This window comes from Alteribacter natronophilus (assembly GCF_006007885.1).
GTDB lineage: Bacteria > Bacillota > Bacilli > Bacillales > Salisediminibacteriaceae > Alteribacter > Alteribacter natronophilus.
In genome coordinates this window covers 184,564-199,811 of record NZ_VCRO01000002.1, presented here as the reverse complement: position 1 = coordinate 199,811, position 15,248 = coordinate 184,564, and the positions used below count along the sequence as shown (strand labels likewise).

Sequence of the window (15,248 nt, the reverse complement as noted above, 5' to 3'; positions counted from 1 at the left end):
CCATAAGAAAACCGCCTCGGTACGGGGCGGTTTACACAAACAGGATTTTTATGCCGAAGCCGATCAGGATACAGCCGCCGAGCATTTCGCTGTAGCTGCCTAATACGCCTTCTGCTTTTTTTCCCAGAACGAGTCCGGCCCAGGTCAGGACTGCGCTGAAAAGGCCGAAGCTGACGAGGGTGACGAGCGTTTTTGCACCAAGCATGCCCAGGCCGAGACCGGCAGAGAAACTGTCAATGCTCACTGTTACGGCAAAAAGAATCAGTCCCCAGCCGACAGGTGTGAAAGCAGGTCCCGTTTCGGCGGAGAAAGAGGAACGGACCATCTGCAGACCGATGTACAGAAGCAGGCCGGCTCCGATAATGTAGGCAAAAACTCCGATATATTGGGAGACGAGCTTTCCGAGAATGATGCCAAGAAGAGGCATCAGAACGTGAAATAGCCCGACTGTGGTTCCTATTAATGCGATTCGGCGCATTCTCAGTCCGATCATGCCGAGACCGATTGAAATCGAGAAGGCATCCATACTTAAGGCAAACGCCATCATTGCGAGAGTAAGCGCTTCTCCTAACACAAAATCCCCCCTTGGACGTGCTACTTCATCCGTATGCACGTCCAGGGGGGGATATATCTGTTATTTTTCCGCGATAACGCGGTTTCCCGCGGCTTTTCTCAGTCGGTTCATGATGGCCTGCCCTATCTCTGTTTCCGGAACTGCCATGGCTAGAATAAGATCGGAACGCCCGCTCAAATCGAATGAACGGAGGCTGGCGTAAAGGTCTCTGGCCACACTGGCCATATCATTTACACTTCCGCAGATCCGCTCTTCTTCCACACCGGTAAATAGATCTTTTTTCTCTTCCGGAACGAGAACACCGACTCTTCTTCCCTGTGCCGCTGCATTATTAATCTGCTCCTGGAAAAAACGGTCCGAGCCGCTTACTACCGTTACCGCGGCATTTGGCGCGTAGTGTGTATATTTCATTCCAGGCGACCGCGGCGCTTCGTCCCCGGCTGAGAGCGCCGAATCCACTTCTACGGAACCGATAATATTCTCAATCTCTTCTTTCGTAATGCCTCCCGGACGAAGAATGGCTGGCTTTTCACTGCTGCAGTCCACTACTGTGGACTCCACTCCCACACCCGTGGCACCGCCATCCACAATTGCCGCAATTTTTCCGTCCAGGTCTTCACGCACATGGACAGCTGCCGTCGGGCTCGGCCGTCCTGACGTATTTGCGCTCGGTGCCGCTACTGGTACACCGGCCTCCTCAATGATGGCCAGTGCCAGGGGATGGCCGGGCATGCGGAGTGCCACCGTGGAAAGACCCGCTGTCACCGCCTCCGGAAGCGTGCCGTTGTGGGGGAAAATGATCGTCAGCGGTCCAGGCCAGAAGGCGTCCATGAGCTGTTCAGCCTGCTCACTGACGCTGGAAGCATAACGGTACACATCGTCTTTTCTGGCCACATGGGCGATGAGAGGGTTATCTGCCGGCCGTCCCTTCGCCCGGAAGATCCGCTCGATTGCCTCACGGGACTCGGCATTCCCCCCAAGACCATAAACAGTCTCAGTGGGAAAAGCTACTGTAAGGTTATCTTTTAAAAGAGCCGCCGCAGTACGGACGGCCCCCGTTTCAGTTAAGTTATCCACATCACTGTCCACAGACAGATAACGTGTTTTCATTTGTTCGCTCAATGTTCGTACCTCCCTGCTTTGTCTATTTTGCGACGGGAACAGGCGAATGTCAACTGGGCGATGGTTTTCGGTTCCCTGCACAAAAAAGCCGACTTATCCACAAAAGGGTGTGGGCAAGTCGGCAAAACTGTGCATAACCTGTTAATAATTCTTTTATTTATTCACAGTGAGACTCATGTGCATAACCTGTGGACTGCGGACGGCGTTTTTCCGGTAATGTGCTGACTGCTTCAGGTTTTTCGGGATGTGATCCGGTGCTACCGGAGAAAATCCCATCTGTCCGAGAAACGACTGTTTGCCGGAGGTCAGAATATAAAGGCTGCCGAAGCCTTTCTTCTTTGCAAAGGCCGTCGCTGTCTCCAGGAATTCCATGAGAAACACCGCACCTGTTTTTTCCGAGTCGATGACGAGGGAGCGAAGAAGTCCTTCACCTTTGCCGATCTCTGTAATTCCGGCCGTTCCGATCAACTCGTTCTGCTCGTTTTCCGCTACGATAAATTCAGTCGGCTCCTCGTCATACACCTGTTCCATCACACCGGCTTTTGCCAGGAGGCGCTGGAGCCGGAGCGTGTCTTCCGATTCCGCTTTCCGTACGATAACACCCATATGTGCTCATCCTTTCAGCAGTAGAGTGGCAGTGTCAGGAGGTTGTCCACATCGGGGCCGGCTGCCTGTTACTGCTACTCTATGTGAGGAATGGGCGGGTTATGACGAGGGATTTTTGTCTATAGAGCTCTGCTGCTTCAGGCGCGGTCAGCTCACAGAACTGACTATCCGAAGATCCTGTCTTTCAGTCCGCTGAAGAATTCCACAAAGAAGAATGTGACCTCCACTTCCTCCTCTTCTGCTTCAGCGTCCATTTCTCCCTGCCCTTCGTCAGCTTGGGCCACGGCATCCCCGTTGGCAAAATCAAGGAAGCAGAGCGGCGGGAACAGTACACACCACCAGTTGTCTCCCTGGGCGCGGCCGATGGATACAAGCACCGCTTCATATTCGCCTGCAGGATAAAGGAAACTTCCGTACAGTTTGGTCGGGAACTGAACATTTTCATAGGATACTTCAAACGGCTGTGTGCTGCCGGCGCGGTCAAGTTCAGCCTGGACAATTTGGTCAAGCTCATCAAGACGGGTTGAAATAAGTGTGCGCGCTTCTTCAAGGGAATCAATCTCACTCACCCATTCCGTGATCTGCACGTTGATGGCGTCACGGATGTTCCGCTTGGCCAGCTGATCCATCGGAGCATTGCTGTTTGCAAGAATTCTAAGACGGATGGAGTCTTCCGGAATCGCATTCGGGTCGTTGGCAAAAGCAGGATTCACCTGCTGGGCTTCCCAGCTCATCATCAGTACAATCAGGGCGATCATCGTATATATAAGGCCTTGCTTCTGATTTCGTCTCATTTTTCTGACACCTTCCTCTCACCAGTCATTCTGGTCAGGGTGGGAGGAAGATAAACAGGGTTTCGTGCGACAGAGTGTGACAGGGCTGCGCGGATTTTGGGGAGGGACGGGGATGGAAGGTGGTTGTCGGAGGCGGGGGAGGGAGGCTGCGCTTATGGACTAAAAGCTGAATTGTGAGATTAAAAGCTAAATAAAAGTACTAACCGTCAAATCATGAAAACTAATAGCTAAATAATACTAACTAACCACCAAATCACGAAACCTAAAAACTAAATAAAATTAACCCGCCAAAATCAGCACCACACAAATCAGTAAAGGCTGCCCCCGCATGGGACAGCCTTCACATCCTGAAAATAACTCCGGTGCTACCTGTAAACAAACACCATCCGGTCATTCCCGTTCAGATCCTGCCGCACTTCAACGCCGCCGCGCCAGCCGGAGCCAAACGCTGCCCGCATCAGTGCCGGCACGCTCTCTCCCTGGTCATAACCGATCTCAAACGCCGCGAAGCCGTCCACAGCCAGAAGCCACGGGAGCTGCTCAGCCATCCTCCGGTAAAGGACGAGCCCGTCCTCGCCCCCAAAGAGCGCCGTAGCGGGATCAAACTCCCGTACGTTTACAGCAAGATTCTCCCGTTCACCTTCCGGAATGTACGGAGGATTGGAGACAACGATATCCACCGTGGCTCCTTTCAGAAGCAGAGGCTCCAAAAGATCCCCTTCCCAAAACCGTACATCCGCCCCGAGTACCCGTGCATTTTCACGGGCGGTCTCAAGTGCGGCCGCAGAAATATCGACTGCTTCGACAGTGACTTCCCCGGCCCGTTCGGAAAGCTCTTTTGCCAGTGTGACAGCAATAATTCCGCTCCCTGTACCTACATCAACGATCCGCAGCGGCCGCTCATCTGGATAGCGAACCTTAATCTCACGAAGTACACCGTCTACGAGCTCCTCCGTCTCAGGACGGGGAATAAGCACATCCGGTGATACACGGAACTCAAGGCCGTAAAACTGCTCCACCCCTGTCAGGTGCTGCACTGGCACCCCTGTGGAAGCACGCTCCACATCGGCCCAGAATGCCTCAAATATCCCCGCATCCATCTCCGACTGAAGCTCAGCCAGCCAGCGGGAGCGGGACCATCCGGTATGGTGACTCAGCAGCACTTCCGCCACGCCCCGCTCCACATTCTGTTTTTCCAAAAAAGAAGAAGCCCGCTGCAGGGCTTCATAAATGCGTACGCTCATGTTATTCTCCTGCTTCTTCCATCGCTTTGGACTGCTCTTCCACGATCAGGGCGTCGATAATTTCGTCCAGTTTACCCTGGAGAATCTGATCGAGCTTCTGAATCGTGAGACCAATGCGGTGATCAGTAACCCGGCTCTGCGGGAAATTATATGTGCGGATCCGCTCGGAACGGTCTCCCGTACCGACAGCCGACTTACGCGTTTCATCGTATTTCGCCTGTTCTTCCTTCTGCACTTTGTCATAGATCCGTGCACGAAGTACCTTCATCGCTTTTTCCTTGTTCTTGATCTGGGACTTCTCGTCCTGACACGACACCACAGTACCCGTCGGCATGTGTGTCAGACGGACGGCGGACATGGTCGTGTTTACACTCTGTCCACCCGGCCCGCTTGAAGCAAACGTATCGACGCGGATGTCCTTTTCGTGAATATCCACTTCCACTTCTTCCGCTTCCGGCATGACAGCAACCGTCGCCGTGGACGTATGAATCCGGCCGCCGGACTCAGTGGAAGGTACCCGCTGGACGCGGTGGGCGCCGTTTTCGTACTTAAGCTTCGAGTACGCACCTTTTCCATTCACAATAAAGATAACTTCCTTGAAGCCGCCGATCCCGGTCTGGTTGGACTCGATAACTTCCGTCTTCCAGCCCTGCTCCTCTGCAAAACGGGAGTACATCCGGTAAAGATCGCCGGCAAACAGCGCCGCCTCGTCTCCCCCGGCCGCCCCGCGAATTTCAACGATAACGTTTTTATCATCGTTCGGATCTTTCGGAAGAAGAAGCACACGGAGTTTATCCTCAAGAGGGGGAATCCGCTCCTGAAGCTCATCCATCTCCATCTTCACCATTTCGTACATCTCATTATCGAGATTGTCATTAAGCATTTCACGGGCATCATCGTACTGCCCTTTCACTTCCTTGTACTCTCTGTATGACTGTACCGTCTCTTCTATGTCGGACTGCTCTTTGGAATACTCCCGGAGCTTGTTCGTATCCGAAATCACATCCGGGTCCATTAGTAGTTCGTTCAAACGTTCATAGCGCTCTTCAACCGCCTGTAACCGATCAAACATCTTCTTCACCTCGTCTTCTGCATAACAGTCTTATTATAGTACAGCCCGCACCCGCCGTCAAAACCGCTCCCTACACAAAACCCCGTTTTTTTTAACCCAATCAGTGGGATAGTACAGAAAGACACGCTACAGCAGAGAAGGAGGAACAACAATGGACTATGTCATTATCGGAGGCGACGCAGCCGGCATGAGTGCCGCCATGCAGATCGTCCGAAGGGACAACAATGCGAACGTGACCACACTTGAAATGGGCGGTATTTATTCCTACGCCCAGTGCGGCCTGCCCTATTACATCGGCGGTCTCACCGGGGACCGGGACGATCTCATCGCCAGAACCCGGGACACTTTTGAACACGAATACGGCATCGATGCCAGAGTTTATCATAAGGTTACGAAGGTTGACCCGGACCGGAAAACCGTCTCCGGCACCAACCTGAAAACAGACGAGTCGTTCGAACTCAGCTACGACAAATGCCTGATTGCAACGGGAGCCGCCCCCGTCATGCCGGACCTTCAAGGCACAGACCTCGACGGTATCCATACACTGAAAACCATCCCCGACGCCGAAACCATTATGGAGGATATGTCAGCCGACGTCCTCGACGTCACCATCATCGGCGGCGGCTACATCGGCCTCGAGCTCGCCGAAAACCTGGTGGAAAAAAACAAGAAGGTCCGGATTATCGATCATGCCGACCGTCTCGGTTCCGCCTACGACCCCGAAATCAGTGCCGAGATTGAAAAAGAGGCACACCGAAAAGGCATCGCGGTTCAGACCGGTGAGGGCGTTGTGCGGTTCGAAGGAACCAGCCGGGTGCAGCAGGTCGTCACGGACAAGGAATCCTACAACACAGACATGGTTGTAGTAGCCGTTGGCGTTACGCCGAACACGGAGATGGTCGACCGGACACGGGTCCATACGATGGATAACGGGGCGATTATCGTAAATTCATACATGGAAACGAACGTACCGGACCTTTATGCTGCCGGCGACTGCGCCACCCAGTACCACAGAATCAAGGCGAAAAACGACTACCAGCCCCTCGGCACCCATGCCAACAAGCAGGGCCGGATTGCGGGGATGAATATGTGCGGCGTGGCCCAGGCGTTCCAGGGTATCGTTGGCACGTCAATTATGAAGTTTTTTGACCTCACGATCGGTAAAACCGGGATCGGGGAACAGGAAGCGGACGAAATGAATTTTAAGTGCGACTGCGATGCCTTCAAGGGTCACTCCCATGCAGGTTACTATCCGGACAACGAGCCGATGCTCATGAAAGTGGTGAGTCATCAGGTAACCGGTCACTTCCTCGGTCTTCAGGCTGTTGGCCGGCGCGGTGTGGACAAGCGGATCGACGTCGCCGCAACCGCTCTTTATCACAAAATGACCATGGCTGATATCGAGAATCTGGATCTGAGCTACGCTCCGCCATACAACGGCGTGTGGGATCCCCTTCAGCAGGCATCCAGAAGAGTAAAATAACAGAACGAGCACCTGCCGATGAGGAGGCAGGTGCTCGTTCTTTATATAAAAAATTAGGGGGGAGCAAAGTCAGCGTCTACCGGAAATCATTGATGACCACCTGGTAATTGTACCTTGGGTTTGCCTGGCGCAGCTTCCTGTAGACATGGCGGATTTTTTTATCCTTTTCTTCCTGTTTCAGACCCTGGTTCTCCAGCTGAACATGAACCGTGGCATTTCCGCCGGTTATAAGAATCGTACCGGGCACGACGCCGTCGATGTTCCAGACGACTCGTTCCATATCGTCCTGGTCGTCACCGATAGAGTGACGGGCGGAAACCGGGTCACGGTAGCTGAGACCGGTATTGTTTACTTCCTGGTCAATGTGGTGGGGCTGGCGCCGTTCGTGAATGGCGCCGTAGTTGGCTGGCCCCGGGCCGAGAAGGCCGTATGCCACGTTTTCCGCATCCGGGTGATTCGGCTCGTTCATTCCGCCGACTTCCGGGTTATCAAGGTCTGTACAGCCGGTCATGAGACCCATGAACAGCGTGAGCAGAGCGAGGCTCCTGAAGATCAATTTCATGATGAGCACCTCCTGCTAACAGTCTGCCCACGGCCCCGTCATTTTAGACACAGTTAAAAGGATTTTTCCAGAGCCTTGTGCACAGAAACGGCCGGTGAGTGTGACTCCCTTGCCCGCCGGGAATTTCACGGATAAACTGAAAATACACTGATGGCAGTTAAAAGGGAGATGTATATATGAAGACCGAGAAAGAAAAGATGCTGGCCGGAGAAATGTACAACCCTGCCGACCCGGCATTAGTAAAAGAACGTGAAGAAGCAAGACGACAAGTGAGATTCTATAATGAGACACTTGAAATAGAAGCAAAAAAACGCTCGCAGTTATTAGAGGAATTTCTTGGCTCAGCCGGGAAAAACCCATTCATGGAGCCGAATATCCGTTTTGACTACGGATCCAACACCCACGTTGGGGACAACTTTTTTGCAAACTTTGACTGCACCATTTTAGACGTGTGTGAAGTGCGGTTTGGGGACAATTGTATGCTCGGACCCGCCGTCCAGATCTATACGGCAACTCATCCGCTCGATCCACGCGAACGGAATTCCGGTGAAGAATATGCAAAACCAATTTCGTTTGGAAACAATGTGTGGATTGGCGGCAGTGCAGTGATAAACCCGGGGGTGACAGTCGGGGACAATGCCGTTATTGCAGCCGGTGCAGTAGTGGTGAAAGATGTACCGGAGAACACTGTAGTAGGAGGTAATCCGGCCAGGGTCATTAAACATATTGAAATATAAGCTGTTTGCCTGACTATAGGGAAAGACACGAAGATCTGTTCTTCGTGTCTCTTTTTATGCGTATTGGCTGTGTAAGATTGATCCCTGCCACTGCAGGCGGGCGCTTTTTCGCTCAGGTACTAATATGGGCTTCCGGTTCACTCCGGGCAAGTGATGGACTGTTCGGTACCTCGTGGCAGTGGCGGCAGCGGGGTTCGTATGATTCCGAAGCCCCTACCAGAATAATCGGATCATGATAGGACGCAGGCTTACCGTCGATGAGCCTCTGGGTGCGACTGGCCGGCGACCCGCAGGACAGGCAGATGGCCTGAAGCTTGGTTACCGTTTCTGCAATTGCCATCAGCTGCGGCATGCAGCCGAACGGCTCGCCGCGGAAATCCTGATCAAGGCCGGCGCAGATGACGCGCACACCCTGATCGGCAAGATCCTGAACGATTTCAAGAATGTCACTGCTGAAAAACTGCACTTCATCTATGGCCACGACCTGAGTCCCGTTTTCGATCAGAGCCGGAATGTCCGAAGACTCCTTGACAGGCAGGGCATACACTTTATTTCCGTTATGGGAAACCACTTCTTCTGCGCTGTAACGATTATCCAGTTCCGGTTTAAATACCTGCACTTTCAGCTTTCCGTAGCTCGCTCTCCGCACACGCCGGATCAGCTCCTCGGACTTCCCTGAAAACATACTGCCGCAGACGACTTCAAGCCATCCTTCTCTTCTCGTTAAATTCATCAAAACCTCTCCCTGATCTATGTACTTAAAAATTGACAGAGACCGTGTCCCCTGTCCGTTTAATTTGACACTTTTCACCATTATATTACCCTCTCAACGAAAAACTCAACGTCTATTTGGGGTTGTTTTGGAACTATTTCTGACGGTTATCGCCGAGGTTCTTCCTTATTCGTAAAGTTGCCTTTTTTTAAATTTCCGGCAGGTGCAGACACGTGCTGTAACCTCGGAAAAAGACTGATTCGCTACGTTCATTGCTGAATTCGCTATGCTGAGCCGGTGTTCGCTGCGTTCAGTCCCGATTTCGCTACGTTGAGCCGGGTGTTCGCTGCGTTCAGTCCCGATTTCGCTACGTTGAGCCGGGTGTTCGCTACGTTTCATCCTGATTTCCCTGCGTTCCCGGCCATCGTCCTTCTGCATAAAAAAAGCAGGCAGGATCAGCTCCTTGCCTGCTTTCGTTATCCAGTTGGAAATTAGAGGTTGTATTTCTTTTTGAAGCGGTCCACACGTCCACCAGCGTCAGCAAATTTCTGCTTACCAGTGTAGAACGGGTGAGAGTCAGAAGAAATCTCCACGTTGATCAGCGGGTACGTGTTACCGTCTTCCCACTCAACTGTGTCCTCTGATCTTCTTGTTGATCCGCTTAAGAACATAAAGCCAGTGCTTGTATCCTTAAATACAACTTTCTGATATTTAGGATGGATATCTGCTTTCATTCTTTTCATCTCCTTCCGCCCTGAAACTTTCGAATCAGAGTAAGATTCCGTGCGTACCGGACCGGTACACAGGGACTTTCACACATGACGAAATTATACCAACTGAACCGCTCATTTGCAAGAGGGGGGTGAAATTCTTCTCCCGGCAAAAATGCAGCGCTATGAACTGTCACAGAGGCATTCTATTATGATTTGATGCGGATCTTACCTGTTTTTTCCTGTTCGAAGGAATTGAAAAACTCCTCGTTCGTTTTCGTCTTCTTCACTTTTTTCAGGAAGTGTTCCAGGAAGTCAGGCTGGTCGTTCATTGTCTTTCTCATAGCCCAGAGGTTTTCAATCTGCTCTTTAGGAAGCAGCAGTTCTTCCCGGCGCGTACTTGAACGGCGGATGTCAATGGCCGGGAAAATACGGCGCTCCGCCAGGCGGCGGTCCAGGTGAATCTCACTGTTACCGGTTCCTTTGAACTCTTCATAGATGACATCATCCATCCGGGACCCTGTGTCCACAAGGGCTGTAGCAAGAATCGTCAGGCTGCCGCCTTCCTCGATGTTCCGGGCTGCCCCGAAGAACCGTTTCGGACGGTGGAAGCTGGCAGGATCGATCCCCCCTGAGAGGGTACGGCCGCTAGGCGGAATGACCAGGTTGTAGGCCCGGGCAAGACGGGTGATACTGTCCATGAGAATAACCACGTCTTTTTTGTGTTCCACAAGACGCATGGCACGTTCGAGGACGAGTTCCGCTGTTTTAATGTGGTTTTCAGGCACTTCATCGAACGTGGAACTCACCACTTCTCCTTTAACGGAACGTTCCATGTCGGTTACCTCTTCCGGACGCTCATCGATGAGAAGGACGATCAGTTCGTGATCGGGATGATTTTCCGCGATGCTGTTGGCCACTTCTTTCATCAGAAGGGTTTTACCGGCTTTCGGCGGCGCCACGATCAGACCACGCTGGCCAAAGCCCACCGGGGCGATCATATCAATCACACGGGATGCGACCATGCGCGGGTCGGTTTCAAGCGTCATCTTCTGGTCAGGATAAAGAGGCGTCAGCTGCGGGAAGTGCGGACGGCTTCTTGCAGTATCCGGGTCCTGTCCGTTAACAGCAGCCACCTGAAGCAGTCCGTAATAGCGTTCGTTTTCTTTCGGCTTACGCACTTTTCCGGAAACTTTATCGCCGTTACGCAGGTCAAACCGGCGAATCTGCGAGGCGGAAATATAGATATCCTGCGAGCTCGGTTTGTACGTATTGGAACGGAGAAAACCGAATCCTTCGTTCGGTACAATATCGAGGATCCCCTCCATGAACATAAGGTCCTCGTTTTCAGCCTGTTTTTTCAGAATGGCAAACGTAAGCTCTTTCTTTGTGAGCTGGCTGTAGTAGGAAACTTTATGTTTCTTGGCAAGATCATAAAGTTCTTTCAGTTTCATTTTTTCAAGTTCGTTGAGAGTGACTCCCATTAGTTACACCACACCTTTTTCAAAATTTACTGTGTCTGATATGTATTTCTGCCGCTGTTACCCGTGTCTGAAATTCCGAAATTAAGAGGTATGCCTGCGCCTGCATGACATACGGACAGAATTCATCCTGTGTTTCAAGAAGGTCATCCATGGAAAACAAAATAGAAAGTGTCGGGATGTAAAATACAGAAGGGTCACACGGGAGGTGTTAAGCTGAAGTAAAAAAATCTGTATTTGAAGTTTGACTGAGGGACAATTAACGTTTGTACTGTGCAGATAGATCTATCTCATTTTAATCATATTTCCTGTCCTTTTTCAAGGAAAACCTGCTGTCAGGCTTTCTTTTACTAATTATGGGCTTTTGCTTTGAGGCATAAACGTTTACACATATAACAAACAGCCGGAGTGTCGATCACCCCGGCCGTATGAGTGCTTTTCCGGAAGAACGGAACTCGCCGCCCCGGATTCTTTTTTTATTTGACTCTGTTAAAGTTCGTTGTTGATTTTCGCTCACTGCGCTCCCTTTCCGCGGGCACCACTGCAGCCTGCACAGATGTTAGCGTGCTTCTTCCTCTTCCAGTATCGCTTCGAAGTGTCTGCGTCGAAGCAGCTCGAAGCGAACACACGATGTAAACGCTCGTCCCTGCGGGGTCTTCCGTCGGTGCTTTTCCCGCAGGAGTATCGGACGCTCGCTCCATTCAACTTTCTCTATAAATCAGCATCAAGTTTTAACCCAGCCTTTTATTCAGGTGAAGCACCGACCGGAAATATATCATATGAATTGTCTAGCGGATGACAAGATCCGGTTTCTTTTTCAGACTGTGCTTACCGTCGATAAAGCGCACGGTGCCTGACTTAGCGCGCATTACCATGGACTGTGTCGTCCCGCTGTGCCCTTTGTAGCGCACCCCTTTCAGGAGTTCCCCGTCAGTTACACCGGTGGCAGCAAAAATGCAGTCATCCCCGCTTACCAGATCATCCATCCGGAGTACACGGTTCACATCCTGAATTCCCATTTTTCTGCATCGTGCCAGCTCTTCGTCGTTGTCCGGAAGAAGCTTGCCCTGAAGCTCACCACCGAGGCATTTCAGTGCCACGGCAGCCAGTACACCCTCCGGGGCTCCCCCGGATCCGATGAGCATGTCCACACCTGTGTCCTCGAATGCGGTATTGATGGCGGCAGCCACGTCTCCGTCGTTCATCAGTTTAATTCTGGCTCCTGCTTCACGGATCTGACTGATCTTTTCGGCGTGGCGGTCACGTCTAAGTATGGCAACAACAAGATCTTCAATGTCTTTATTTTTCGCTTCGGCAACTGCTCTCAAATTATCGATTACCGGTGCATCGAGATCCACTTTCCCCACCGCTTCAGGGCCGACAGCGATTTTGTCCATGTACATATCCGGAGCGTGAAGCAAATTCCCTTTGTCTGCGATTGCAATGACAGCCAGGGCGTTCCACTCTCCGTTTGCCACGATGTTTGTTCCTTCAAGGGGATCAACGGCTACGTCCACCCGGGGGCCGTAGCCGTTTCCGAGGCGTTCTCCGATATAGAGCATCGGTGCTTCGTCCATTTCCCCTTCTCCGATCACTACCGTTCCCTTCATCGGTACTGTATCAAACACATCACGCATGGCTTCTGTTGCAGCCTGGTCGGCTGATTCTTTGTTTCCTTTTCCCATCCAGCGGGCAGAAGCGAGTGCAGCAGCTTCCGTCACGCGGACAAGTTCCATGGATAAACTTCTTTCCATTGCCCTCTCCCCCAGTACGTTTGTATGTTAGTCATTTATTGCGGACGATTTTCGAGGGCCATAACCCGGCTGCCCCCGGAAAACCGCCGCTTTTTGTTTTCACATTCTCTATGAACTCTTAACTTCCTCTTCCTCGAAGGAATCAAGCTTTTCGCGCCAGATTGTGGCACCAAGGTTTTTCAGTTTTTCCTCAAGATTGGCGTAGCCTCTGTCAATGTGTTCCACACCGGTAATTTCCGTAACGCCTTTTGCCATCAGTCCTGCTATGACAAGGGAGGCTCCGGCTCGCAGATCACTTGCCCTGACCCGTGCACCCTGAAGTCCTCCGCCGCCGTTAACGAGTGCCGAACGCCCTTCCACTTTAATATCCGCTCCCATACGCCGGAGTTCGTCAATATGTTTAAAGCGGGCGTTGTAGATCGTATCGGTTACCATGCTTGTCCCTTGTGCTTTTGTCAGAAGGCTTGTAAACGGCTGCTGAAGATCTGTCGGAAATCCGGGATAGACGAGTGTTTTCACATCAACTGCGGAAAACTCCGAGTTGGCTCCGTGAATATAGATCTGTTCGTCACTTGTTTCAATTCTGACACCCATCTCACGGAGTTTTGCCGTGAGTGACTCCAGATGGTTCGGAATGATATTGTCGATCACAACAGAACGCCCCATTGCTGCTGCCGCAATCATAAACGTTCCTGCCTCAATCCGGTCGGGAATGATCGAGTGACGGCATCCTGACAGATGCTCCACTCCTTCAATCCGGATCACGTTTGTTCCGGCCCCTTTGATGCGTGCGCCCATGTTTGTCAGGAGCGTGGCCACATCAATAATCTCAGGCTCTTTCGCTGCATTTTCTATGACAGTACGTCCTTTTGCCTTCACCGCTGCGAGCATGATGTTAATCGTGGCCCCGACGCTCACCACGTCGAGATAAATGCGCGCACCGGTGAGCTCTTCCGCCTGAAGGTAAATAGCCCCCTGCTCATTGGTCACTTTGGCACCAAGTGCTTCAAATCCTTTTATATGCTGATCGATTGGACGCGGGCCGAGGTTGCATCCTCCAGGAAGGCCGATGACCGCTTTTTTGAATTTCCCGAGCATCGCTCCCATCATATAGTAGGATGCCCGCAGCTTTTTCACCCGCCCATTCGGAAGAGGCATGGCAAACATGTTTTCCGGATGAATCGTCAGTGTATCTCCATCCAGTTCCGTCGTACCGCCGATTTCCTCAAGCAGTTCCGACAGGATCCCAACATCGGAGATATCCGGCAGGTTATCGATTGTTACTGTGGAGTCTGCAAGAATCCCTGCGGGAATGAGGGCGACGGCACTGTTTTTTGCTCCACTGACCGGAACAGTGCCTTCAAGAAAATGACCACCTTCAATAAGTAATTTCTCCATAACCAGCTTCCCTTCTGTCTTCCTCATAAAGTAAATTCCTTCCCCCATTATAACCAATTGAGGTAAAAAAAGTCTTCCTGGTCGGGGGTGAATTTTTCTGTTTTCTTCTGTTTGAATCTGTCTGAAATGACTGTCTTTTCAGTCAAATAAACTTCACTGAAAAGCTCCGCTGCAGTCTGCTGCTTCCAGACAGATAAAAGTATAATAATTTCATAGATTACATATACGGACTTCCGGCCTGAAATACAGAAAGGCGCCTGCTGAGTAAGGCGCCTTCTTTTTTCAATGAGCTTTTATCCGTTTGCTTTTTCCCAGTCTTTGAGAAATTTATCGATCCCTGCATCTGTTAACGGGTGCGAGACGAGCTGGCTGATGACTTTGTAGGGAATCGTGGCAATGTGTGCTCCGCGCATCGCCGACTCTGTTACGTGCTGGGAGTGACGGATGGATGCGGCGATAATTTCGGTGCCGATGTCGTGAATGGTAAACACTTCAGCGATGGAAGTAATCAGTTCAAGACCATCGTGGCCAATATCGTCGAGTCTGCCGAGAAACGGTGACACGTACGTAGCGCCGGCACGGGCTGCAAGAAGCGCCTGGTTCACCGAGAAGACGAGTGTCACGTTTGTTTTAATATTCAGGTCTGCAAACGTCCGGACTGCCTTAAGCCCCTCCAGGGTCATTGGTACTTTTACCGTGATGTTAGGGGCGATGGCAGCCAGTTCCTTCCCTTCTTCAATCATGCTTTCAGCATCAAGGGCGATGACTTCCGCACTGACGGAACCTTCTGTTACAATGCTCGTAATTTCCCGGAGCCGTTCGTGAAAATCGACGCCTTCCTTTGCAACAAGAGACGGATTGGTTGTAACACCGGAAAGAATCCCTAAATTGTGGGCTTCTCTTATTTCTTCAATGTTTGCTGTGTCGATAAAAAATTTCATTTAAACTTTCCCTCCTCTTTCCATTGCTCTGCCATATACCTGACAGCGCTTTCTGTTT

At 51.4% G+C, this 15,248-nt stretch carries 15 protein-coding genes; 2 read left to right on the top strand and 13 right to left on the bottom strand.

The genetic code is table 11. From position 1 onward, the window contains the following. Positions 1 to 31: 31 nt before the first annotated feature. The 6 genes from FGB90_RS08045 to prfA all read right to left on the bottom strand — a co-directional run bounded on the left by FGB90_RS08045 (position 32) and on the right by prfA (position 5,412). A complete protein-coding gene (locus FGB90_RS08045; RefSeq protein ID WP_246056105.1) occupies positions 32 to 574 on the bottom strand; it encodes a manganese efflux pump MntP in 543 nt (180 codons plus the stop codon). Positions 575 to 634: 60 nt separating this feature from the next. Then, positions 635 to 1,696, bottom strand: coding sequence for an L-threonylcarbamoyladenylate synthase (locus FGB90_RS08040; protein WP_306419228.1), 1,062 nt, complete (start codon positions 1,694 to 1,696; stop codon positions 635 to 637). Between the two features lie 153 nt (positions 1,697 to 1,849). Further along, positions 1,850 to 2,302, bottom strand: a complete 453-nt coding sequence (locus FGB90_RS08035) for a GNAT family N-acetyltransferase (protein ID WP_138810312.1) — start codon at positions 2,300 to 2,302, stop codon at positions 1,850 to 1,852. Between the two features lie 164 nt (positions 2,303 to 2,466). After that, positions 2,467 to 3,096, bottom strand: a complete 630-nt coding sequence (gene spoIIR / locus FGB90_RS08030) for a stage II sporulation protein R (RefSeq protein WP_138810311.1) — start codon at positions 3,094 to 3,096, stop codon at positions 2,467 to 2,469. 365 nt (positions 3,097 to 3,461) lie between these two features. Then, positions 3,462 to 4,340: a peptide chain release factor N(5)-glutamine methyltransferase gene (gene prmC / locus FGB90_RS08025; protein ID WP_138810310.1), complete on the bottom strand. Its 879-nt coding sequence runs from the start codon at positions 4,338 to 4,340 to the stop codon at positions 3,462 to 3,464. 1 nt (position 4,341) lies between these two features. Beyond that, a complete protein-coding gene (gene prfA, locus FGB90_RS08020) occupies positions 4,342 to 5,412 on the bottom strand; it encodes a peptide chain release factor 1 (protein WP_138810309.1) in 1,071 nt (356 codons plus the stop codon). Between the two features lie 151 nt (positions 5,413 to 5,563). Here prfA and FGB90_RS08015 point away from each other — a divergent pair, with 151 nt between their 5' ends. Further along, on the top strand, positions 5,564 to 6,895 hold the full coding sequence (locus FGB90_RS08015; protein ID WP_138810308.1) for an FAD-dependent oxidoreductase: 1,332 nt from the start codon (positions 5,564 to 5,566) through the stop codon (positions 6,893 to 6,895). Between the two features lie 76 nt (positions 6,896 to 6,971). Here the strand turns inward: FGB90_RS08015 and FGB90_RS08010 are convergent, their stop codons facing one another. Then, positions 6,972 to 7,457: a hypothetical protein gene (locus FGB90_RS08010; protein ID WP_138810307.1), complete on the bottom strand. Its 486-nt coding sequence runs from the start codon at positions 7,455 to 7,457 to the stop codon at positions 6,972 to 6,974. A 176-nt stretch (positions 7,458 to 7,633) separates the two neighbouring features. On the opposite strand from FGB90_RS08010, the gene FGB90_RS08005 reads away from it, so the two are divergent. Then, positions 7,634 to 8,194 (top strand): sugar O-acetyltransferase, encoded by a 561-nt coding sequence (locus FGB90_RS08005; protein WP_138810306.1) that lies wholly within the window; start codon positions 7,634 to 7,636, stop codon positions 8,192 to 8,194. 112 nt (positions 8,195 to 8,306) lie between these two features. Here FGB90_RS08005 and FGB90_RS08000 read toward each other — a convergent pair whose 3' ends face one another. The 6 genes from FGB90_RS08000 to fsa all read right to left on the bottom strand — a co-directional run bounded on the left by FGB90_RS08000 (position 8,307) and on the right by fsa (position 15,190). Then, positions 8,307 to 8,927: a thymidine kinase gene (locus tag FGB90_RS08000; RefSeq protein ID WP_138810305.1), complete on the bottom strand. Its 621-nt coding sequence runs from the start codon at positions 8,925 to 8,927 to the stop codon at positions 8,307 to 8,309. A gap of 470 nt (positions 8,928 to 9,397) precedes the next feature. Next, the gene (locus FGB90_RS07995) at positions 9,398 to 9,640 is read right to left on the bottom strand and encodes a type B 50S ribosomal protein L31 (RefSeq protein ID WP_138810304.1); all 243 of its coding nucleotides are present in this window, start codon (positions 9,638 to 9,640) and stop codon (positions 9,398 to 9,400) included. A gap of 185 nt (positions 9,641 to 9,825) precedes the next feature. Further along, entirely contained in the window at positions 9,826 to 11,100 is a 1,275-nt protein-coding gene (rho, locus tag FGB90_RS07990; RefSeq protein WP_138810303.1) for a transcription termination factor Rho, read from the bottom strand. Between the two features lie 785 nt (positions 11,101 to 11,885). Continuing rightward, on the bottom strand, positions 11,886 to 12,851 hold the full coding sequence (gene glpX, locus FGB90_RS07985) for a class II fructose-bisphosphatase (RefSeq protein WP_138810302.1): 966 nt from the start codon (positions 12,849 to 12,851) through the stop codon (positions 11,886 to 11,888). A gap of 108 nt (positions 12,852 to 12,959) precedes the next feature. Next, positions 12,960 to 14,249: a UDP-N-acetylglucosamine 1-carboxyvinyltransferase gene (murA, locus tag FGB90_RS07980; protein ID WP_138810676.1), complete on the bottom strand. Its 1,290-nt coding sequence runs from the start codon at positions 14,247 to 14,249 to the stop codon at positions 12,960 to 12,962. A 293-nt stretch (positions 14,250 to 14,542) separates the two neighbouring features. Next, a complete protein-coding gene (gene fsa, locus FGB90_RS07975) occupies positions 14,543 to 15,190 on the bottom strand; it encodes a fructose-6-phosphate aldolase (protein WP_138810301.1) in 648 nt (215 codons plus the stop codon). Positions 15,191 to 15,248 lie beyond the last annotated feature (58 nt).

Coding starts and splice junctions, on each gene's coding strand:
- rho (WP_138810303.1), bottom strand. CDS start 11,100: ATGGGAGTCACTCTCAACGAACTTGAAAAAATGAAACTGAAAGAACTT.
- FGB90_RS08015 (WP_138810308.1), top strand. CDS start 5,564: ATGGACTATGTCATTATCGGAGGCGACGCAGCCGGCATGAGTGCCGCC.
- murA (WP_138810676.1), bottom strand. CDS start 14,249: ATGGAGAAATTACTTATTGAAGGTGGTCATTTTCTTGAAGGCACTGTT.
- FGB90_RS08005 (WP_138810306.1), top strand. CDS start 7,634: ATGAAGACCGAGAAAGAAAAGATGCTGGCCGGAGAAATGTACAACCCT.
- prfA (WP_138810309.1), bottom strand. CDS start 5,412: ATGTTTGATCGGTTACAGGCGGTTGAAGAGCGCTATGAACGTTTGAAC.
- fsa (WP_138810301.1), bottom strand. CDS start 15,190: ATGAAATTTTTTATCGACACAGCAAACATTGAAGAAATAAGAGAAGCC.
- FGB90_RS08010 (WP_138810307.1), bottom strand. CDS start 7,457: ATGAAATTGATCTTCAGGAGCCTCGCTCTGCTCACGCTGTTCATGGGT.
- glpX (WP_138810302.1), bottom strand. CDS start 12,851: ATGGAAAGAAGTTTATCCATGGAACTTGTCCGCGTGACGGAAGCTGCT.
- FGB90_RS07995 (WP_138810304.1), bottom strand. CDS start 9,640: ATGAAAGCAGATATCCATCCTAAATATCAGAAAGTTGTATTTAAGGAT.
- prmC (WP_138810310.1), bottom strand. CDS start 4,340: ATGAGCGTACGCATTTATGAAGCCCTGCAGCGGGCTTCTTCTTTTTTG.
- FGB90_RS08035 (WP_138810312.1), bottom strand. CDS start 2,302: ATGGGTGTTATCGTACGGAAAGCGGAATCGGAAGACACGCTCCGGCTC.
- FGB90_RS08000 (WP_138810305.1), bottom strand. CDS start 8,927: ATGAATTTAACGAGAAGAGAAGGATGGCTTGAAGTCGTCTGCGGCAGT.
- spoIIR (WP_138810311.1), bottom strand. CDS start 3,096: ATGAGACGAAATCAGAAGCAAGGCCTTATATATACGATGATCGCCCTG.